The sequence below is a fragment of the Streptomyces sp. NPDC026092 genome, assembly GCF_040638605.1.
Classification (GTDB): Bacteria; Actinomycetota; Actinomycetes; order Streptomycetales; family Streptomycetaceae; genus Streptomyces.
Genome location: NZ_JBEZYN010000019.1, coordinates 40,589 through 60,790 on the forward strand (window position 1 = coordinate 40,589; position 20,202 = coordinate 60,790).

Annotated in this window: 15 protein-coding genes; 9 read left to right on the forward strand and 6 right to left on the reverse strand. The window is 73.0% G+C overall.

The annotated features are described in order from the left end of the window. Positions 1-40 precede the first annotated feature (40 nt). The 5 genes from AB0F56_RS27480 (at position 41) to AB0F56_RS27500 (ending at position 5,057) form a co-directional block, all read left to right on the forward strand. Positions 41-283, forward strand: a complete 243-nt coding sequence (locus AB0F56_RS27480; RefSeq protein WP_362014219.1) for a DUF397 domain-containing protein — start codon at positions 41-43, stop codon at positions 281-283. A gap of 102 nt (positions 284-385) precedes the next feature. Continuing rightward, entirely contained in the window at positions 386-796 is a 411-nt protein-coding gene (locus AB0F56_RS27485) for an ACT domain-containing protein (protein WP_362014221.1), read from the forward strand. Between the two features lie 413 nt (positions 797-1,209). After that, complete coding sequence (locus tag AB0F56_RS27490) at positions 1,210-4,017, forward strand: AAA family ATPase (protein ID WP_362014384.1); 2,808 nt, start codon at positions 1,210-1,212, stop codon at positions 4,015-4,017. A gap of 150 nt (positions 4,018-4,167) precedes the next feature. Next, positions 4,168-4,668, forward strand: coding sequence for a hypothetical protein (locus tag AB0F56_RS27495; RefSeq protein WP_362014223.1), 501 nt, complete (start codon positions 4,168-4,170; stop codon positions 4,666-4,668). Between the two features lie 23 nt (positions 4,669-4,691). After that, positions 4,692-5,057 carry an RNA-binding S4 domain-containing protein gene (locus AB0F56_RS27500; RefSeq protein WP_362014225.1) on the forward strand — a complete coding sequence of 122 codons (366 nt, stop codon included), beginning with the start codon at positions 4,692-4,694 and terminating at the stop codon, positions 5,055-5,057. A gap of 30 nt (positions 5,058-5,087) precedes the next feature. Here AB0F56_RS27500 and AB0F56_RS27505 read toward each other — a convergent pair whose 3' ends face one another. The 3 genes from AB0F56_RS27505 to AB0F56_RS27515 form a co-directional block, all read right to left on the reverse strand. After that, entirely contained in the window at positions 5,088-7,274 is a 2,187-nt protein-coding gene (locus AB0F56_RS27505) for a terpene synthase family protein (protein WP_362014227.1), read from the reverse strand. 158 nt (positions 7,275-7,432) lie between these two features. Continuing rightward, on the reverse strand, positions 7,433-9,355 hold the full coding sequence (locus tag AB0F56_RS27510) for an N-acetylmuramoyl-L-alanine amidase (protein ID WP_362014386.1): 1,923 nt from the start codon (positions 9,353-9,355) through the stop codon (positions 7,433-7,435). Between the two features lie 369 nt (positions 9,356-9,724). Continuing rightward, positions 9,725-10,849, reverse strand: coding sequence for an aminoglycoside phosphotransferase family protein (locus AB0F56_RS27515; RefSeq protein ID WP_362014229.1), 1,125 nt, complete (start codon positions 10,847-10,849; stop codon positions 9,725-9,727). A 233-nt stretch (positions 10,850-11,082) separates the two neighbouring features. On the opposite strand from AB0F56_RS27515, the gene AB0F56_RS27520 reads away from it, so the two are divergent. Next, entirely contained in the window at positions 11,083-12,576 is a 1,494-nt protein-coding gene (locus AB0F56_RS27520) for a hypothetical protein (RefSeq protein WP_362014230.1), read from the forward strand. 120 nt (positions 12,577-12,696) lie between these two features. Here the strand turns inward: AB0F56_RS27520 and AB0F56_RS27525 are convergent, their stop codons facing one another. Then, positions 12,697-14,178, reverse strand: coding sequence for a SpoIIE family protein phosphatase (locus tag AB0F56_RS27525; protein WP_362014232.1), 1,482 nt, complete (start codon positions 14,176-14,178; stop codon positions 12,697-12,699). A gap of 273 nt (positions 14,179-14,451) precedes the next feature. Here AB0F56_RS27525 and AB0F56_RS27530 point away from each other — a divergent pair, with 273 nt between their 5' ends. Then, complete coding sequence (locus tag AB0F56_RS27530; RefSeq protein WP_362014388.1) at positions 14,452-15,657, forward strand: hypothetical protein; 1,206 nt, start codon at positions 14,452-14,454, stop codon at positions 15,655-15,657. Positions 15,658-15,661: 4 nt separating this feature from the next. On the opposite strand, the gene AB0F56_RS27535 is transcribed toward AB0F56_RS27530, so the two are convergent. Beyond that, on the reverse strand, positions 15,662-16,312 hold the full coding sequence (locus AB0F56_RS27535; protein ID WP_362014234.1) for an NAD(P)-binding domain-containing protein: 651 nt from the start codon (positions 16,310-16,312) through the stop codon (positions 15,662-15,664). Between the two features lie 175 nt (positions 16,313-16,487). Here AB0F56_RS27535 and AB0F56_RS27540 point away from each other — a divergent pair, with 175 nt between their 5' ends. Continuing rightward, positions 16,488-16,982 (forward strand): phosphoribosyltransferase family protein, encoded by a 495-nt coding sequence (locus AB0F56_RS27540; RefSeq protein ID WP_362014235.1) that lies wholly within the window; start codon positions 16,488-16,490, stop codon positions 16,980-16,982. Between the two features lie 120 nt (positions 16,983-17,102). After that, positions 17,103-19,076 (forward strand): bifunctional serine/threonine protein kinase/MFS transporter, encoded by a 1,974-nt coding sequence (locus AB0F56_RS27545; RefSeq protein ID WP_362014237.1) that lies wholly within the window; start codon positions 17,103-17,105, stop codon positions 19,074-19,076. A gap of 55 nt (positions 19,077-19,131) precedes the next feature. On the opposite strand, the gene AB0F56_RS27550 is transcribed toward AB0F56_RS27545, so the two are convergent. Further along, on the reverse strand, positions 19,132-20,196 hold the full coding sequence (locus tag AB0F56_RS27550) for a methyltransferase (protein WP_362014239.1): 1,065 nt from the start codon (positions 20,194-20,196) through the stop codon (positions 19,132-19,134). Positions 20,197-20,202 lie beyond the last annotated feature (6 nt).

Below are 20,202 nucleotides of genomic sequence, written 5' to 3' on the forward strand. Positions count from 1 at the left end.
CCCGGACGACGACGTTGCGCTATGCGGGAGGAGCACGGACGTGGCGGAGAGCACCACCACCCAGCACGCCTTCATGGGCTGGAACAAGCCGGACCTCGACCTCACCGGAGCCGACTGGCGATCGGGCAGCCAGGGCGCGGGAGACGTCCAGATCGCCTTCGTGGAGGGCTTCATCGCCATGCGAAACGGCGGCCGCCCGGAGGCACCGTCCCTGATCTTCACTCCGGCGGAGTGGCGCGCCTTCGTGGTCAACGCCCGGGAGGGCGAGTTCGACTTGACGTGACGGGGGGCGCGGGCGAGGGGGTGCGGGGGCGGGGGCCGCTTTGGCAGGGGTCTGGCGGCCGGGCGGCCTGTCGATCCGTCCCCACGCCCTAGGCTGTCGATCATGACCGCGGAACGGAACCTGGACCGGCTCGTCGCCGGGATGCGGCCGGAGCTCAACTCCGGGCGCTACGTCTTCACCACCGTGGACGGGCCCGCTCCGGCGGGTGTCGTCCCGGTCGTCACCGTCGCCGAGCCCGAGGGGCTGACGCTGGTCGTGCGCCAGGAGGAGGCCGACGCGGCCGGCCTCGCGTACGACTACGTGGCCGGCTGGATCACCCTGCGGGTCCACTCCGCGCTCGACGCCGTCGGGCTGACGGCGGTGGTCGCGCAGGGGCTGGCCGAGGCGGGGCTGAGCTGCAACGTCGTGGCCGGCTTCCACCACGACCACCTCTTCGTCGAACACTCCCGGGCGGCGGAGGCGTTGGCCGTGTTGCGCGGAATCGCGGAGAGTGCGTCCGGCTCCGCCGTCTGACCTCGTGAGGGGCGCGTCCGGGCGTACGCTGAGTTCTTCGCGGGGCTCTCAGGCCCGGCCGCACTCATCCGCGCGCCGGGTGTGCGCCCCCGGCGTGGGGGTGGAACGTGGTGGTACGCAGCGGCGGTCGGGACCGCCGGGGCTTCGGCCTGTTCGAGCGCGAGGCGGAACTCGCGGCGGCGGAAGAAGCGTTGAACCAGTTGGCCGGCCTCGGCGAGGACGGCCCCTGGCCCGGGACGGGCGACGACGGTGCCCGGTGGACGGGCATCGGCGACGAAGAGTGGCGCGCGGGTGGTGAGGACGGCTCGGGGGTGGGGACCCCTGGCGACGTCCCGTCTCAGCGTTCCGGTGCCGACGGGCCCGCGCGCCCAGGCGCCTCACCTCAGCCGGCCGCTGCCGGTAGGCCCGTACGCGTGGTCGTCCAGGGTGGCAGGCCCGCGAAAGCGGGAAGCCGCACCCCCCGTGGTGGCGTCCTCGCCTTCGCCGCGCCCGCCGGGCTCGGGAAGACCACCCTGCTCGCCGAGATCCGGCGGCGTGCCGCCGCCAAGGGGTGCACCGTGCTCGCGGCGCGCGGTGGTGACCAGGAGCAGCGGGTCGCCTTTCACGTGGCCCGGCAGCTCCTTCAGCCGCAGCTCGCCGTCGCCTCCGACACCGAACTCCGCGCCCGCCTCGGCAGTTGGTACGACATCGTCGGCCCCGCCCTCGGTCTGTGCGCGCCCGCCGACGGTGGGCCGCCCGACCCGCAGGGGCTGCGCGACGGGCTCGACTGGGTCCTGACCCATCTCGCCGTCCGGCGCGCCCCGCTCGTCGTCGTGGTCGACGACGCCCACTGGGCCGACCCCGAGTCCCTCGGCTGGCTCTCCGCCTTCGCGCCCCGCGCCGAGGAGCTACCCATGCTGCTCGTCGTCGCCTATCGGCCGGACGAACTGCCGGACACAGGAGATGAGTTCACCGGGCGGCGGTCCGGGCGCCGGCCCCTCGGCCTCGAGCCGCTCACCTCCTCCGCCATCGCCCGCCTCGTCCGCGACCGCGTCGGCGCCCACGCCGACGACACGTTCTGCCGCGAGTGCTGGGCCGTCACCTCCGGCAACCCCTTCGAGGCCGTCGAGCTGGCCGCCAAGGTCCGCGACCGGGGCCTCGAGCCCCGGGCCGAGGCCGCCCACGAGCTCCGCGACCTCGCCGCCGCCGTCAAGGGCCACGGCCTCGCCGCCACCCTCGAACGGCTCGGCACCTCCACCGTCCGCCTCGCCTGGGCCTGCGCCGTCCTCGGCACCGAGATCTCGCCCCAGCTCGCCGGAGCCGTCGCGGGCCTCGGCACCGAAGCCGTCGCCGAGTGCGCCGGACGGCTGCGCGACGCCCGCGTCCTCGCCGGCACCGAGACCCTCGAGTTCGTCCACCCGCTCATCGCCACCGCCGTCTACCAGGCCATCCCGCCCGCCACCCGGGTCGCCCTGCACGGCCAGGCCGCCTGGTGCGTGACCGACGCCGGACTCGGCGCCACCGCCGCCGCGCGCCACCTCCTGGAGACCCACCCCGAGCAGGACCCCTGGGTCGTGAGCCAGCTGCGCGAGGCCGCCCGCGAGAACCTGCGGGCCGGCGCCCCCGACGCCGCCCGCCGCTTCCTCGCCCGCGCCCTGCGCGAACCTCCCGCCGACGACGAGCGCGCCGCCGTCCTCTTCGAGCTCGGCAGCGCCTCCCTGCTCACCGAGCCCGCCACCACCGTCAACCACCTGCGCGCCGCCCTGGAGGAGCCCGTCGCCGACCCGGCGCTGCGCCACGGCATCGTCTACCGCCTCTCCCAGGTCCTCGCCCACAGCGACCGGCTCGTCGAGGCCTCCGAACTCCTCGGCCGCGAGTCCCGGCTCACCACCGACGCCCGCAGCCGGCTCCGTATGCAGTCGGAGAAGTTCATGTGGGACGCGTTTCGCGCCGACGAACCCGACTCGCCCGCCCGCTCCCGCCGACTCGCCCGGCTCGCCGACCGGCTCACCGGCCGTGACCTCACCGAGCGGTACGTCATCGGCCTGCGCGCCTGGGACGCCACCCTGCGCGCCGAGCCCTCGACCGTCGCCGTCGACCACGCCGAACGCGCCCTGGAGGGCGGCCTGAGCTGGGCCGACGAGAGCCGCGGCTTCGAGGTCCCGGTCCTGGTCGCCCTCACCTTCCTCTACGCCGACCGCCCCGGCCGCGCCGAGGAGCTCTTCGCGGCCGGCACCGCCGAGTTCGAGCGCCAGGGCTGGCACGGCGCCCACCTCTCCTTCGCGTACACCCTCCTCGGCTACATCCGGCTGCGCCGCGGCCGGCTCGTCGAGGCGGAGGACTTCGTCCGCGCGGGGCTGCGCCTCGCCGAGCGCGTCGGCGCCCGCACCCCCGCCCTCTGGTACGCCGTCGGGGTCTCCATCGAGGTGCTGCTCGCCCGCGGCCGGGTCGAGGAGGCCGACCGGATCGCCCGTACCCACGACTTCGGCGAGCCGTTCCCCGCGGCCGTCACCTTCCCCGACTCCCAGACCGTCCACGCGGAACTGCTCCTGGCCAGGGGCCACGTCGAGGAGGCCGCCGCCGAGCTGGCCGCCGTCGGCCGCCGCCTCGACCCGCGCGGGATGCGCAACCCCGCGTGGTGCCCCTGGCAGCTCCACCTCGCGCTCGCCGAGGCCCGGGAGACCCCCGAGCGGGCCCGCGAGACCGCCCGGGAGGCGGTCGCCAGGGCCCGCCAGTACGGTGCGCCGTCCGCGATCGGCCAGGCGCTGCGCGTGACCGCCGAGATCTCGGGCGGCGACGAGCGGGTCAAGCTGCTGGAGGAGTCCGTGGACTGGCTGGAGCGCTCACCGGCCGCGTACGAGCTCGCGCGCTCCCTGGTGGCCCTCGGGTCCGCGCTGCGGCGTGTCGGCAGGACAGGGGAGGCCGCCGACCGGCTCTACCGGGGCCTGGAGGCCGCCCAGACCTGCGGAGCCGACGGCCTCGGCGAGGAGGCCAGGGCCGAGCTGGCCGCCTCCGGCCTGCGGCCGCGCGCCCTCCATCCGGCCGGCACGGACGCGCTCACCGCCCGGGAGCGGCTCGCCGCCGACCTCACGGTCCGCGGCGAGGACCCGGCCGTCGGGATGAACACCGACCGGGCCGCCGTGACCCTGCTGCTGTCCTCCGTCTACCGCAAGCTCGGCACCGACCGCTCGGGCCTCGCCCAGGCCCTCCGCCGTGCCGACGCCGACCCGAGCACGGCCTGACCTTGCACCCGCCGGACGGCCGGTCCGACGGCGGGCCGGAAGGCGGGTCGGACGGCCGGTCCGACGGCGTGTCGCGCGGCGCCGCGGGGCGCCCGCGCCGTAGCCGCCCCGGCGCGTCGCGGTAGGGGCCGGGACACGTACCATGGCCGTATGTCCTTCCTCCGCCGCCGCAGCGCCGCCACACCCGCGGGCCCGGACTTCGATGTCCTGGCCATGGACCCGGGGGACTGGCCCGGCAATCTCGGCGCCGGTCTGCTGCCCGCGCCCGACGGCAGCTGCCAGGGCGTCTTCCTCCGCTACGACCTGTTCGGCGGCCGCGGCCCGGCGATGATCATCGGCAATCTGCCGGAGGGCTCCCCGGCCCGTGAGCTCGCCGACGGCCAGATCCCCTTCGAGGTCGCCCAGCTCCTCGCGGCCCTGGAGAACGACGAGCCGGTCGAGGTCCTCGACACCGAGGACATGCCGGTGATGCAGGGCGACAACCTGCTGATCGTGCGTCGGCTCAAGCTCTCCGAGAGCCGTATCGCCTGCGTGCAGTTCGACCGCAGCGACAACGTCCTGGTGACGATCGCCAGTTGGGACCGTCCCATCACCGACGACCTGTACGCTCTGCTCAAGCCGCTGCCGGCCGAGCTGTTCCAGCAGGGCTGACCGAAGACGAGGGACGGGGGCCGATGAGCGCACGCGTCGACAGCTGGATCTGGGCGGTCCGCCTCACCAAGACCCGCTCGCAGGCGGCCGCCGCCTGCCGGGCCGGACACGTCAAGGTCAACGGCGACCGCGCCAAGCCGGCCCAGCCGGTGAAGCCCGGCGACGAGGTGCGCCTCTTCCACGGCGGCCGGGAGCGGATCGTCGAGGTCAAGCAGCTCCTCACCAAGCGCGTCGGCCCGCCCGTCGCCGCCGAGGCGTACGTCGACAACAGCCCGCCGCCGCCCCCGCGCGAGCACGTGGCCCTGGCCGCCGTCCGCGACCGCGGCGCCGGCCGTCCCACGAAGCGCGAGCGCCGCGAACTCGACCAGCTGCGCGGCCGCTCCGACTGACCCCGGGAGCGACCGCGCCACGCGCGGTCCTTACGGCACGAACGCCTCCGCGAGACGCGCCGCCGCCGTACCGATCCCGGTCGGACCCACCACCCGGCTCAGCCCACCGCCCGAGTGCACGTCCTTGGGGCCGTAACGGCGCACGCTCCGATGCCAGTTGAGGATTCCGGCCAGCCAGTCCTCCAACTCCCCTACGTACGCCCCGAAGGCGGCCCTGCCCGCCTTGTCCAGCGCGAAGTCCTCGTACAGCAGCGGCAGTTCGTGGCTCTTCAGGTGCTCGAACTGGCGCAGTCGTCCGCGCATCAGGTCGTCGACCATCGCCACCGCCGTCGGGTAGTCGCAGTCGAAGAACTTCTGCAGCACAAGGACGCCGTTGTGCACCTCGCCCTCCACCTCGATCTCCTTCTGGTAGGAGAAGAGGTCGTTGAGGAGGGTCGCGTAGTCCGCCGCCGAGTTCTCGAGCGCCCGTACGGTGCCGGAGCGGAAGATCGCCGGCGGCAGCGACTCCGTGCGCCGCAGCTTGCACAGCAGCATCGTGAGCTCGGAGCCGAAGGTCGTGCGCCGCATCTCGATGTAGTCCACCGGGTCGGGCACCCGGTGCTGTGCCTGGTTGTGCAGCTCCCAGAGCCAGCTGTCGAGCATCGCGTCGACGGCCACCCGCAGGTGGGCGCGGGCCGCCGGCGCCATCGGCGCGACCGTACGGGCCCACAGGTCGGCGAGCGAGCACTCCAACGGGCTCACGGCGAGCGCCCGCCCGGCCGCCGGATCCTCCAGCGACATGACGGACTTGAGCCGCTCCGTGCACTCCTTCGCGCCGATCAGGTTCCGCGACCGGCCGAAAACGACCGGGTAGTAGTCGTCGGCGTAGGTGCCCCAGACCAGCCACTCCGCGCTGAGCCGGAGCTCCTCCAGGGTGGCGTCCGGATCCAGCCCCGCCGCGCAGAGCGCGAAGTCGAAGCCCTCCGCCCGCTCCCGGTCCCAGATGTCCTCCAGGAGCCCCATCCGCTCCGCCCAGTCCATGGAGAGCCGCTGCGCCTCGTGGCGGTGCGGGCTGAGCGACAGCGGGTAGGGCAGGTCGAACTCGGGCAGCAGCGAGGGCCCGACCCGCTGGTACGGGACGTGCGTCAGCGCGCGCAGCCGGGAGGCGGCCGGCCTGCCGAAGAGCGTACGGATGTCGAGGGCCGAGGTGCCGAGGACCCCGTCGAGCCGCGAAGGCCCGGTGTCCAGGCCCTCGTTCATGTACCGGCTGGAGCGCATGTGCCACTCGTGGCCCCCGGACTGCCAGTCCTGCAGCCCCTTCGTGTACGCCGCGACGGCCGCGCATTCTTCTGTGTTCAGCCCCTTCTCCAGGCAGAGGCCCGGGACTTCGGTGAGGGCCGTGTTCTCGAACTGGTGGAGCCGGGAGGTCAGCAGGTCGTTGACGGCCTCGGCCGCCTCCTGCGTCGTGCACCCGAGGAACTTCTCCAGGACGAGGACCCCGTTGCTGTTCTCGCCCTCGTCCTCGACCTCCCGCTGGTACGAGAACAGGTCGTTGCGCAGGTGCACCGCGTCGGAGAACGTGTCGCGCAGCACGAGCAGCGGCCGGGAGTGCGCCACCTGGCGCGGGACCTCCGCACCCGCCGCGTACTCGACGAGCCCCGCCGACCAGGGCGCGCCGCCCACCTTGCGGCGCATCTCGATGTACTCGACGGGGTTGGCGATCCGGCCCTCGTTGATGTTGTCGAGCTCCCACAGCGACTCGTTCAGGAGCGCCTCGGTCGCCGCGGAGAACCGTTCCCGCCAGCCGGTGGACATGGACGGCACGGTGCGTGTCCAGAGGTCGGCGAGCCCCGCCTCGACGGGGTTGGTCGGCGCGGGCATCGTGGCCGACGGGTTCATCGGCATGAAGAGCGGCAGCCGGTCGAGGTACGCCTTGCTACCCGGCCGGTCCTGGGTGCGCTTGAAGACCTCCAGGAAGTGGTCGTCGAAGAAGAAGACCCACGTGTACCAGTCGGTCACCAGCGACAGCGCCTCGGCGTCGCAGTCGGGGTGGGTGTACGAGCAGAGCAGCGCGTAGTCGTGGGACTCGAGGTCGTGCTCCTCCCAGACGCCGGAGCCCTCCAGCATCCCCATGGACCGTGCCCACTCGCGCGTGTGCGTGCGGGCGGTCTCCACATGGGGGTTGAGCCGCGCCGGATACGGGACATAGAAATCCGGCAGGACGAAGGGCTGAGCCATGCGAGTGAGGCCTTTCGATGAGCGTGGGCAGTGATCGGCCGAGCATTACCCCTCGCCCGTACGGCCCACGCGACACCGGAATTAGTCATATGAACGGATGCGGGGTGTCGCCGGGACCTCTGCCCGCCGACACCCCGCACGCTCTGGCCGGATTCGCCTCAGCCTCGCGAAACCCGCACGTCAGCCGCCTTCACGAAGGCGACGCGATGGCCGAATTGGATCTGGTAGTACTCCTCCTGGCCCCGGACGACCCGATGCCCGGCGGGGTCGAACGTGGGAGCGAAGTAGTACTCGCCCGGGGTGCGCCCGCCCACGACGTACGACTGCCCCGCGAGCAGCTTGTACGGCAGCGGCGAGACCGCCTGGACCGGGACACCCGCCGGGTACGCCGAGGCCTCCGGGTAGGCGCGCCCGTACACCGATACCTCCGCCAGCCCCTCCCTCGGGGTCAGCAGCAGCCCTCGCGCGTTCACCGCCGTCCGCTCGCCCTTCGGGTCGTGGAACCAGGCCTTCTGGCCGAGGTACCAGATCGCCGTCCAGTCGCCCCGCCGCTCGGCCACCGCGTACTGCTGCCCGGTCGAGGCACGCGCACCGGTGTCGTTGACCCCGGTCGTCGAGTCCTCGCCGCCCGGCCGCAGCCCGGCGTCCTTCACCAGCGGCGCGTCGGCCGCGGGCGCCGTGTGCAGCCTGACCGCGCCACTGCCGTGCGGGGCGCACGCCTCTCCCGTCTTCACGCACCCCGTGTAGGTCGGCTGGTGGGTGGCGTACTGGGGCCGGATCGTCACCACGCGCGCGTGCGGACCCGCGCTCGCCGTGAACGGGCGGTCGAGGAGACGGAAGTAGTGCGCCCAGTCCCAGTACGGACCCGGGTCGGTGTGCATCCCGCGGATGGTCGAGGTGACCGTGCCGGGCACGTTGTCGTGGCCGAGGACGTGCTGCCGGTCCAGCGGGATGTCGTAGCGCTGGGCGAGGTACTTCACGAGCCGCGCCGAGCTCCGGTACATCGCCTCCGTGTACCAGGAGTCCGGCGCCGTCAGAAAGCCCTCGTGCTCCAGGCCCACCGACTTGGCGTTCACGAACCAGTTGCCGGCGTGCCAGCCGACGTCCTTGAGCGGCACGTGCTGCGCGACATGGCCGTCGGACGAGCGCAGCGAGTACTGCCACGACACGTACGTCGGGTCCTTCACCAGCTTGAGCGTGACGTCCCAGGTCGCCTCCGTGTCGTGCACGACGATGTACTCGATCGACTGGGACGCGGGCCGGTTCGCCTTGTCGTGGTTGCCGTAGTCCCCGTCGCCGAACTCCTCGTACGGCGCCGGGATCCACTCGCACGCCACCGTGCGCGGGCACTCCGTCGGCCCGGTACTCGGACTCCGCAGCCCCAGCGACCCCACCTGCCCCCGCGCGGGCGCGACGTCCGGGTCGGCCGCGAGCGTCACCACCTGCCCGCTGTCGGTCGTACGGGACTCACCGGCGCGGATCACGTCGAACACGTCGTTCGCGTACGCCGTCGCGGTCGCCGTGTCGTCCGCGCCGGAGTACCGCGCCACCGCGCCGAACCAGTCGGCCGGATCGGCGCTGAGCGGCCGGCCCGACGCGCGCTGGGCGGCGGCGAGCAGCGCCGCGCCGCCCTCGATGTTCGCCGCCGTACCGGTACGCAGCTCCTCCGCCGGGATCCCGGTCAGCGCCGCCGCCCGGTCCAGGGTCTTGAGCCGGTCCGGCAGCTGGTCCCGCGTCCGCAGCGGCGTCGCGCTCTCCGAGCCGTGGCGCGGTCCGCGCGCGTCGTCGCCCCGCGCGTCCTCCTCGCCGTGCGAGTGGTGCGGGGCCTCGGCCAGCGCGGTCACCGCGTCCGTGAGGTGCATCGGGCCGTAGCCCCCGGTCACGCTCGGCGCGCCACCGTGCCCGTCCCACCGCGACTGCAGGTACGACACCGCGAGCAGCACGCTCGGTGGCACGCCCTGCCGTTCGGCGGCCGCCGCGAACTGGCGCTGGAGCGAGCCGGGCGCCGGCGGTCCGGCCGCGGCCGGCGGAGCGGCCGAGAGGAGAGGGAGGAGCAGAGCTGCGGACGCCACGGCGCCCACCGCTCGGGGGACCCGTGTGCGGGACGCGGAACGGTGCAAGGCGGCCTCCAGGTACCAGGGGTGATGAGGGGGCGTGCGGGGCCGGACCCGTACAGGGGTAACGGTTTCCCGACGATCCGTCAATCACCCGCACCGACACGTGAATTCCCATGTCAGGGGCGGTGTCATGGAGGTGTCGCGGAGTTTCGCGACGGCGGCGCGCGGGCCTGCGGCGCGTCAGTGGAGTGGACCAATGGTCCGGTGTTGGGGGCGGTGGGGACGGGGGCGGCGGGCGCAGCGGGCGTGGCGGAGAACGCCGAACGCCGTGCGCCCGGTGTGTCGGCACCGGGCACACGGCGTGTCACCCCCGTCGGGACGGTCGGCGCTTCCTCAGCGCGTACCGACCGCCGCGCGCACGGCCCGCCGTGCCATGGCGCAGTCGTCGTGCAGCCGCCGCAGAAGCCGGCGCTGCTCCTCACCGGGCGAGACCGCACCGGACGGGACGGGGACCGAACCCGCGGGCGGAGCCTCCTTGATGGTGCGCTGCACCGCCGTCTCGTACGTACGGATCTCCCGGGTCAGCACGATCATCAGGTTCACCAGGAAGGCGTCCCGGGACGCCGGCCCCGCCTGCTGGGCGAGCTGGCTGATCTGGCGCCGGGCCATCGGTGCGTCACCGAGCACCGACCACATCGTCGCCAGGTCGTAGCCGGGCAGGTACCAGCCCGCGTGCTCCCAGTCGACGAGGACGGGTCCTGTGGGGGAGAGGAGGATGTTGGAGAGCAGGGCGTCGCCGTGGCAGAACTGGCCCATGCCCTGACGGCCACCGGCGTGCGCCAGGCCGTGCAGCAGCTTCTGCAGGTCGTCCCGGTCACGGTCGGTGAAGAGACCCAGCTCGTGATAGCGCGCGATCCGCGCCGGGTAGTCCAGCGGGGCGTCGAAGGTCCCGGCGGGCGGACGCCAGGCGTTGAGCCGGGCGATCGCGCCGAGCGCCGCGCGCAGATCCGTGCGGGGCGGTGCCTCCACGGGGTGGCGCGTCAGCGCCGCCGCCCGCCCCGGCATCCGCTCGATCACCAGCGTGCAGTTCTCCGGGTCCGCGGCGATCAGCCGCGGCGCGCGTACCGGAGGACGGTGCCGGACGAACGAGCGGTAGGCAGCTATTTCGTGCTGGAACCGCTCGACCCACGCGGGGGAGTGGTCCAGTAAACACTTCGCGACCGCCGTGGCCCGCCCGGTCGTTCCGACGATCAGGACGGAACGGCCGCTGCGCCGCAGGACCTGCACCGGGTTGAACTCCGGGCAGATCCGGTGGACGGACGCGATCGCCATCCGCACCTGGGCCCCCTGGGGGCCCGACAGGTCGATTCTTCCGCTGAGCGGCTGAGCGGCACTGCCCGCCCATCGCCTCGACCGGACCGCCGGAACGACGGGCGCGAGGTACGGTCCGCTCCCGGCCGGTACGGAACGGTGCTGGGGCCGGGGCGGGGCGGACACGGAGGACGATGCTGTGTACATGGGGAGACAGATCCCTTCGTGTGCCGACGAGTTGCGTGCGTCGCCCCGCCCGACCTCCGGGCCGCACCCTGGGGAATGAGGGCCGGTTGCCGGGGCGGGGTGGCGCGTTCCTACCTGACACCCCGGCGCGGGTGGCGGAACATTGAGCGCACCCTGGCGAACCCTGGCGAATAGTCGCCAGCCCTATGACAGGGGGTTACTGTCAACTCAGCCGAGAACCTGGGGGCTTAGACGTGACTGGACAGACCAACACCCGCCTGGCAGACCTCTTCGGCCTCGCCGGCTGGTCCAAGGGAGAGCTCGCGAGGCTCGTCAACAGGCAGGCGGCGGCCATGGGCCACCCGCAACTGTCGACCGACACCTCACGGGTGAGGCGATGGATCGACATGGGGGAGACCCCGCGCGACCCCGTACCCCGGGTGCTGGCTGCACTGTTCACCGAGCGACTCGGTCGTGTCGTGACCATCGAGGACCTCGGGTTCGTACGACACGGGCGTGCCGGGAGACGGCAGAACGTCAGGAACAACGACAACCCTGACGGGCTGCCCTGGGCGCCCGAGCGTACGGCAGCGGTCCTCACCGAATTCACGGGAATGGACCTCATGCTCAACCGACGCGGCCTGATGGGCGCGGGCGCCGTGCTCGCCGCCGGCTCCGCCCTCACCAGCGCCATGCACGACTGGCTCCACACCGACCCCGCGCGCGCCGCCACCGCGCCACGCGCCAACGATCCCCTCCACGCCGACCCCGCTGGGTTCGACCGCTACGAGGCCGCCCCCATCGGGTCGGAGGAGATCGAGGCGCTGGAGCGTTCCGTGGAGGTGTTCCGCGCCTGGGACGCCTCCCGCGGCGGCGGCCTCCAGCGCAAGGCGGTGGTGGGCCAGCTCAACGAGGTGGGCGGCATGCTCGCCTACCACCACCCCGACCACCTCCAGCGGCGCCTGTGGGGCGTCGCCGCCAACCTGGCCGTCCTGGCCGGTTGGATGTCCCACGACGTGGGCCTGGAACCCACCGCCCAGAAGTACTTCGTCATCGCCGCGCACGCGGCGCGCGAGGGCGGCGACCGGCCGCGCGCCGGGGAGGCCCTGTCCCGCGCGGCCCGCCAGATGGTCCACCTGGGCCGGCCCGACGACGCCCTCGACCTGATGAAGCTCGCCAAGTCGGGCTCGGGCGAAGAGGTGTTGCCCCGCACCCAGGCGATGCTGCACACCATCGAGGCCTGGGCGCAGGCCTCCATGGGCAAGGGCCAGGCCATGCGCCGTACGCTCGGCGAGGCCGAGGAGCTGTTCGTCTCCGACCGTTCCGACGTCCCGCCGCCGAGCTGGATGCAGAACTTCGACGACGCCGACATGCACGGCATGCAGGCCCTCGCGTACCGCACGCTCGCCGAGCACGACCCCGCCGCGGCGGTCCCGGCCCAGCGCCACGCCAAGTTGGCCCTGGACCTCCGTCGCCACGGCCACAACCGCTCGAAGCTCTTCGACTACATCTCGCTCGCCTCGGCCTGCTTCATCGCCGACGACCCGGAGCAGGCCGACCGGTACGCCCGGCTCGCCCTGGTGTCCATGGGCGAGACCTCCTCGCACCGCACCTGGGACCGGCTGCGCGAGATGTACCGGCTGACCGGGCAGTACGCCGGCTACGCCAAGATCGAGGACCTGCGCGAGGAGATCGCGCTCGCCCTGCCCAAGCCTGCGGCCAAGCGGCCGCGGAGCAGCGGGATCTGAGCGGGGTCCGAGTTCGAAGGAGATTCGAGGGCGGGAATCGGCCTCGGTACGTATGTGCGTACGTACGAGAAAAGGGCGCACGAGAAAAAGGGGCACACCGGCCGTTGCCGGTATGCCCTCCTAGTCGCCGACCCGCACCACCATCACGCAGGCGTCGTCCTCGCGGGGTGCCTCACCGAACTCCTCCACCACCGACCGTACGCAGTCCTGCGCGTCCCGCGCCCCGGTCAGCCGGGGGGCCAGCGCGAGCAGCCGTTGCGTACCCGTGTCGTCCAGGCCGCCGCGGCGGGTCAGTCCGTCCGTGTGCAGCACCAGTAGATCGCCGGGGAGCAGCCGGATGGACGCCTCCTCGTACGCGGCCCCGGTCGTCGCTCCCAGGAGCACGCCGTCCGGCCGCTTCAGGGCGCGCCCCGTTCCGTCGCGGAAGAGCAGCGGGGCGGGGTGGCCCGCCTGCGCCCAGGTGAGGGTCTGGCTGACCGGTTCGTAGCGGCAGCACATCGCGCTGCCGAGCGCCGGCTGCACCGAGGTCTCGAGCAGCTGATTGAGATGGCCCATCAGGGCTCCTGGGCGAATTCCGGCCACGGCCATGCCGCGCAGCGCGCCCAGGAGCATGGCCATCGACGAGGTGGCGGAGACGCCGTGGCCGGTGAGGTCGCCGACGGTCAGAAGCGCGTCGCCGTCGGGCAGGGCCAGCGCGTCGTACCAGTCGCCGCCGATGAGGCCGGTGGTGGCGGCCGGGAGATAGTGGCCGGCCACGTCGAGCGGGGCGCCCGGGCCGCCGTGGGCGAAGCTCAGGGAGCCGCGCCACGGAGGCAGCACGGCCTCCTGGAGCTCGACGGCGACGCGGCGTTCGGTGCGCTCGATGTGGCGGGTGCGCTGGAGGCTGTCCCGGGACTCGCGGACCGCGCGCTCGCTGCGCCGCAGCTCGCTGACGTCGCGCAGGACGGCCCACATGGAGGCCGTGCAGCCGTCGGAGTCGAGGACCGGCTCGCCCATCATGTGGAGCGTGCGGACCCGGCCGTCGGTGCGGACGACGCGGAACTCGCCGTCGATCGGCTTCCCGTCGATCAGACAGTCCGTCACCATGGCCTGCAGCACGGGCTGGTCCTCGGCGAAGACCATGGACGGCAGTTCGTCCAGCGACATCGGGCCGCTCTCGGGGTTCCGGCCGAAGATCTGGTACAGCTCCTCGGACCAACTCACCTCGTCGTTCAGGAGGTTCCACTCCGCGCTGCCGACGCGGCTGAGGAGCGAGCCGGTGCGGGCGGGCGCGGGGCCGCCGTACGCGGCGCCCGGGTCGGAGGCGGCTTCGACGGTGTCCTCGGCGGCCTCGATGAGCTCGACGCCCGCCGCGAGCGTGGTCTCGTCGGGGATGCCGGCCTTCAGCTGGCCCAAATGGGCGCCCAGGTCGTCGAGTTGGTGCACGGCGAGATCGCAGAGGGCACGCTGCCAGCGGTTCTTCGGGTCGTCCTCGTCCAGAACGGCGTCCCGGCGCACGGCGTCCACGTCAACGCGCAGACGGCGGGTCTGGGAGATCAGCGCGTCCACGGTGCCGGGCTCCGGCGGCTGGGCTGGACGGTCCGCGTAGAGAGGGGACGGCATGTCGTACTCCGATACAGGCGCGGCGCGGGCGAGCGGTGTAACAAGGCCCGGATATGACTGTTGCACAGGCTGAGACAGCCCGTAAGGGATTTGGCAACACTCGATACGGTGGTGCTTCTGGCATATGCCAACGGCCCGCCGATTATCGGCCATCGGGGTGGTAACGGGAGGGGGCGTAGAGAAGGTTACGGTGCTCGTGTGCTGAACGACGACCTGGACACGGTGGGGACGGCGGTCCTGCTCGCGGCGGCCCCGGCGGGACGCGGACGGGCGATGGACGCGGCGGCCGTTCTGCCCGGTTTCGCGGCGGTTCCGCCGGGTGTGCTGACGGGCACGCCGGTGGCGACGGTGGTCGAACTGGCCGACCCGCTCGACCCGCAGACCGTCCTGACGCGCCTGCGCTCCGCGGCCGCCGCGCCGGGACCGCTGGCGCTCTTCCTCGCGGGCCAGCTCCAGATGGACCGCCGCCAGCACCTCCCGCACCTGGCGCTCGCGCGCAGCACCCCGACGACCCTGCGGTACACCGGGCTGCCGTGGCACTGGCTCGCGGCGGAGCTGGCGGTGCGGCGCGCGGGCACGACGACGGTGGTGGCGGACCTGGTCGCCGACGCGGAGCTCTGGGAGCGCCTCGGCGCCGCCCAGGGCCTGCTCTCCCTCGGCCCCGGCATCCGCCTCTACGGCCGAGTCGCCCCGGCCCCGCGCCGAAGCGGCGCCCCCGTGACACCGGAGTACCTGCGCCACTTCGCCACGGCCTGGCGCACGGGCGCCCGACCGCCGCTCGCGCTGCTGCACGCGGAGGCGGCGGGTGCGGGGGGTTCGGGGGAGGCCGTGTTTCTGACGCAGGAGGTGACCTACGGTCCTTCGCAGTCGAGTTCGCAGCCCGTACAGGTGCTCGGGGAGGTGGCGGCCGTCGTGCCCGCGTCGGTGCCTGCGTCCGTACCCGCACCCGCTCCTGCGCACGTACCCGCGCCCGTGCCCGAGCCGCAGCCGGAGCACGGGCGGGCGGTGGCTGTCGCGGCTCCGGTGGACGTTCGCCCGCTCGCGCCCGCGGCGCAGGAGCCCAAGGCGTCCGAGCCCGATCCGCACCCCGCCATCCTCGCCGCGGCGCGCGCCGGGCGGCACGGGGAGGCGGTGGCCGTCGCCGTTGCCTGGGAGCAGGTGGCTCTGCGGCGGTACGGGGCGCGGTCGCCGGAGGCCGTGCACTGGATGGAGGTACGCGCGGACCTCGCACGGCTCGCCGAAGAGCCCGTCCGCAGCTGCGAGTTGTGGATCGCCGTGGCCCGGGCGCGGCTCGGCCTGAGCCAGGGGCCGCAGGACCCCGAGGTCGAAGGCGCGGTGGACCGGGCCCACCATCAGTGGGAGCGGATCGAGGACCCGGCTCGAGCGCGCGAGTTGGGCAACGCCCTCGTCGCGCTCCGACGCCGCGTCCCCGGCCGCAGGGCCGGCGCGCTCGCCGCGCTCCAGCGCCGAATGGCTTGATCGTCTACGGAGCCGCCGGCGGTACGACACGGATCCCGAAGCCGAACGATTCGGTCGCCCGGGCGATGCCGATGAAGAGCAGGGCGAAGTGCTCCTGTCCGCGCGCGCTGACGATGCCCCCGAGGTCGAGCTGGGACTCCCGGGGCCAGCCCAGGTCGAGCAGCAGCCCGCTCACCGTCCGCTTGGCGTCCGCGTCGTCGCCGGACAGGAAGATCGTGCTCGGCCCCTCCAGGGACCCGGGGGCGGTCATGACGACGCTGTCGACCGTGCAGAGCGTCTTCACCACCGGCGTACGGGGGAAGGCCTGCTGGATCTCCTCCCCGAGACTGACCGTCGGGTGCGTGAGGGTGTCGTCCTCCTGGTAGCCGACGGCGACGTCCAGCAGTACCTTCCCGGCCAGGGCCGGTGCGCCGATCGACTCCAGGAGGGGCACCGACGCCGCCCCTGGTGTCGCGTTCACCAGCACCTCCGCGTGCGCGGCGGCGGCCGACGGATCCCCGACGCGGACGCCCGCGTCGAGCAGTTCCTTCAACTCCCCGAGAAGCTCCGTTTCCTCGGGTCGCCGCGACCCGAGGACGATGTCGTGGCCCGCGCGGCTCCACCCCGCCGCGAGCGCCCGTGCCACATGTCCCGTACCCAGAAGTCCGATTCGCATGACGACGACGCTAGGCGCGCGCCACCGTGTACGTCATCGGACGATGGTCGGGGCGTGACCCGCAAACGGTCTAGGGCGGGCGGCCTAGGGCCCGTCGTCTTTGGTCAGTGTCGGGGATTCCCCGAACGGAGAATCCGGTCGCCCGGGCTGCAAGTCTGTCAGCAGACTCGCGATCATGAGGTCTGACGCGCGCGGCCCGGTCCTCGAACGCTTCCGCTGGATAGGCGGCCATGCCGACGTCTGGCAGATCTTCCGTGACCCCGGGGCGCTGGCCGCGGTGGTCCGCGGACTGGCCGGGCCGTTCAGGGAGAACGGCGTCACGGCCGTCTGCGGCATCGAGTCGCGGGGGTTCCTGCTCGGCGCGGCAGTGGCCGTCGAGCTCGGCGTCGGCTTCGTCGCGGTCCGCAAGGGCGAGGGGATCTTCCCCGGGGAGAAGGTCACCCGGCGCAGCGCCCCCGACTACCGGGGCACGCGTCAGGAGCTGCGTCTGCAGCGGGCGGCGGTGGGCCCGGGAGATCGGGTGCTGCTGGTCGACGACTGGATCGAGACCGGCAGCCAGGCGTCGGCCAGCTCCGCTACGAGGGCATCCCGGCGCCTTGCGATCGCACGCACCGGACGCCGCGAGCCCCGCCCTTCGGGCGGACGACCATGGTTTCCGGACACTCCCTAGGGCTCTTACGGACGTCGAGTGGCCTTCAATAACCTGGACCGGCGCTCGGCAATCCATGCCGGAACCTTGGATAGTTGGTCTATCTTAGGGGCTCCGCACCCATCCAGGGGGATCACCGCCGTGGAACAGCTGACGGGGGAGGACCCCGCGCACATAGGCCCGTATCGCCTGATCGCCCGTCTCGGTGCCGGCGGGATGGGTCTGGTCTATCTGGGCCGCTCCGACCTGGGGCGTACGGTCGCCGTCAAGGTGGTCCAAGCCGAGCATGCCCAACACGTCGAGTTCCGCAGGAGGTTCGCCCGCGAGGTGGCCGCGGCGCGGCGGGTGGGTGGAGCTTGGACGGCCGACGTCCTGGACGCCGACACCGATGCCGCCGTGCCGTGGGTGGCGACCCAGTACATCCCGGGGCCCGACCTGACCACCGTCGTGGCCCAGGACTTCGGTCCGCTGCCCGAGCAGTCGGTCCGCACCCTGGCCAACCGTCTCGCCCTCGCCCTGCAGGCCGTGCACGAGGCGGGTCTGATCCACCGTGACCTCAAGCCGTCCAATGTCCTGGTCACCGTCGACGGCCCCCGCGTCATCGACTTCGGCATCGCGCGGGCGATGGACAGCCTGGCCGGCGACAGCCTGCACACCCGCACCGGCATGCTCATCGGCTCGCCCGGCTTCATGTCACCGGAGCAGGTGCGCGGCCTCGAACTCACCCCGGCGTCCGACGTGTTCTGCCTCGGAGCGCTCCTCGTCTACGCCGTCACCGGGCGCCTCCTCTTCGGCGCCACGGACACCGGCCTGAACGCCCACCTCTTTCGGATCGCCGAGGAGGAGGCGGACCTGACCGGCGTACCGGATGCGCTCGTCGATCTCGTACGCGCATGTCTGCACAAGGACCCGGCCAAGCGGCCCACCCCGCGTGAGGTGGCCACGCGCACGGAGACCGACCAGACCGGTGAGTGGCTGCCAGGGGCGGTACTGGCCCAGCTCGGCCGCCGTGCCGCTCATCTGCTGGACTACGCCCCCGCCTCGCCCGCCGGCGCACCCGCCGAGCGGCCGGACCCGCGCGTCCTGGCCGCCGCCCAGCCGACGCCCCCACCGCCCGCGTACGTTCCGACGGCCCCCGCGCACTCCGGGGCACCGCCCGCGTTCGGTGCGCCGCCGGGACCGCCTCCCGGCCTCTCGTACGCGCCTACGTCCCCGGTCCACCCGGCCGATCTGGCGGTTCCCCCACCCAGGCGCTGGTGGGGCCTGGTGGCGCTCGCTCTGGCGCAGCTGGTCGTGCTGATCGACGCGACGTTCGCCAAGACGGCGGTGGGGCGGGAGGCTTCCAGGGACCTGGGGCTCCCTCACGACGGCCTGCGGGTGTCGTCCACCGTCTACCTGGACGTGATGCCCACCGTCTATGCGCTGGCCTTTGTCGGGCTGCTGCTCTTCGGCGCCCGACTCGCGGACCTCGTGGGCCGCAAGAGGATGCTGATGATCGGCCTGGTCGGGTTCGCGGCGGCCGCCGCGATCGGCGGCATGGCACCCAGCCCCGGCACGTTGGGCGTTGCCCGCGCCCTGCAGGGTGCCTTCGCCGCGCTGGTCTCGTCGTCCGCGTCGCTCCTGGTGTCCACCTCCTTCACCGACCCGCGGGATCGCCGCAAGGCCTTCGGGGTCTACGTCGCGATCGCCGGCAGCGGCCCGGCGCTCGGCCTGTTGGCAGGCTGGGTGCTCCCGGTCCTGTCCTGGCGGTGGTGCCTGTTCGCCGCGATCCCCTTCGCCGTGGTCGCGGGGATCGGAGCGGCGACCTGGGTGCACGACCGCCCGGGCCGGATCGGCGCCCGCTTCGACGGGCTCGGCGTGCTGCTCGGCTCCGTCGGGATCGCCGGCATCAGCGGGGCCGTTCCCCACTTCACGGGCCAGTCGGTCATCCTGCTTCCCGCCGCCGGCATCCTGCTCGTGGCGTTCGTTTGGTGGCAGACCAGGACGGCCGGTGCCCTCGCCGCGCCCTCCGGCGTCAAAGCCCAAGCACCGGTCGCCTACTTCGCCGCATTGGCCCTGGCCAACGTCGGCGTCGTCGCCCTCCTCATGGCCATGGGGCTCCACTGGTACGACTAGGGCCTGTCCGGCGAACCTGAGGACGTGCCGGGATCCCGCGGCACGCAGACTGCCGTCAGCCGGCCACGACCTCGATGAGCGAGAACGGTGCGGCCTCCGCGAGCGGGGTGACCGAGGTGAGGGACAGGCCCGCGCGGTGGCACAGTTCCTCGAAGTCCTTGCGGGTACGCTCTCGGCCGCCCACGTTCACCAGCATGTTGAGGTCGCTCAAGTAGGTGATTCCGCCGTCGAGTACGTCGACATCCGCGGTGGTGTCGACGACTTCGGGAAGCACGGGCTCGACGATCAGGACGAGGCCGCCGGGTGGCAGCACCTCTCGGCAGTGGCTCAGGATCGTGACCGCCTGGTCGTCCGTCCAGTCGTGCAGGACGCTCTTCATCAGATAGAGATCCGAGCCCCCGGGGACCGAACGGAAGAAGTCCCCGGCGATCAGAGAGCATCGGTCACTCACCCCGTGCCGAGCCGTCGTCGTCGGCGCCTCGGCCAGACCCCGCGCCGTGTCGAAGACCACACCGTTGAGGCCCGGATGCGCGGCGAGTACACCGGCCAGAAGAGTTCCGTCGCCGCCACCGACGTCCGTGACGGTGGTGAACCGCCCGAAGTCGAAGGCGTACGGCAGCACGGCGGCGGTCTCCGCGACGGCTTGGCTCATCGCCGCGTTGAACCCCGCCGACAACTCGGGGTGTTGGGCGAGGTGGCTGAAGAAGTCCGTGCCGAAGAGGGTGTCGAACGCGACATCGCCGGTGCGGACACTGTCGTCCAGGTGCTCCCAGGCGCGTACGATCGCCGGCTCGGTGAACATCCCGACGAACGACGTGAGCGAGTCGGGGCGGCCGGGATCGAGGAGTGCGCCCGCGGGGGTCACCGTGAAGGTATCGGGGGCGTGTTCCCGCAGCAGGCCGAGCCCGGTCAGGGCGCGCAGCAGCCGCGTCATGGGCTGGGCTTCGGTTCCGGCGTCGGCGGCCACGTCGGCGGCCCGGCGTGGCGTATCGCCCACCAGCTCGACCACCCTCAACCGGATCGCGGCGCGCAGGGTGTGCGCGGCCATACTCCCGAACGCGAGCCGGACGACCAGATCGCGGTCGGCCATGCCTGCTGCTCGGACATCGGTGTTCGGCACAGGTGC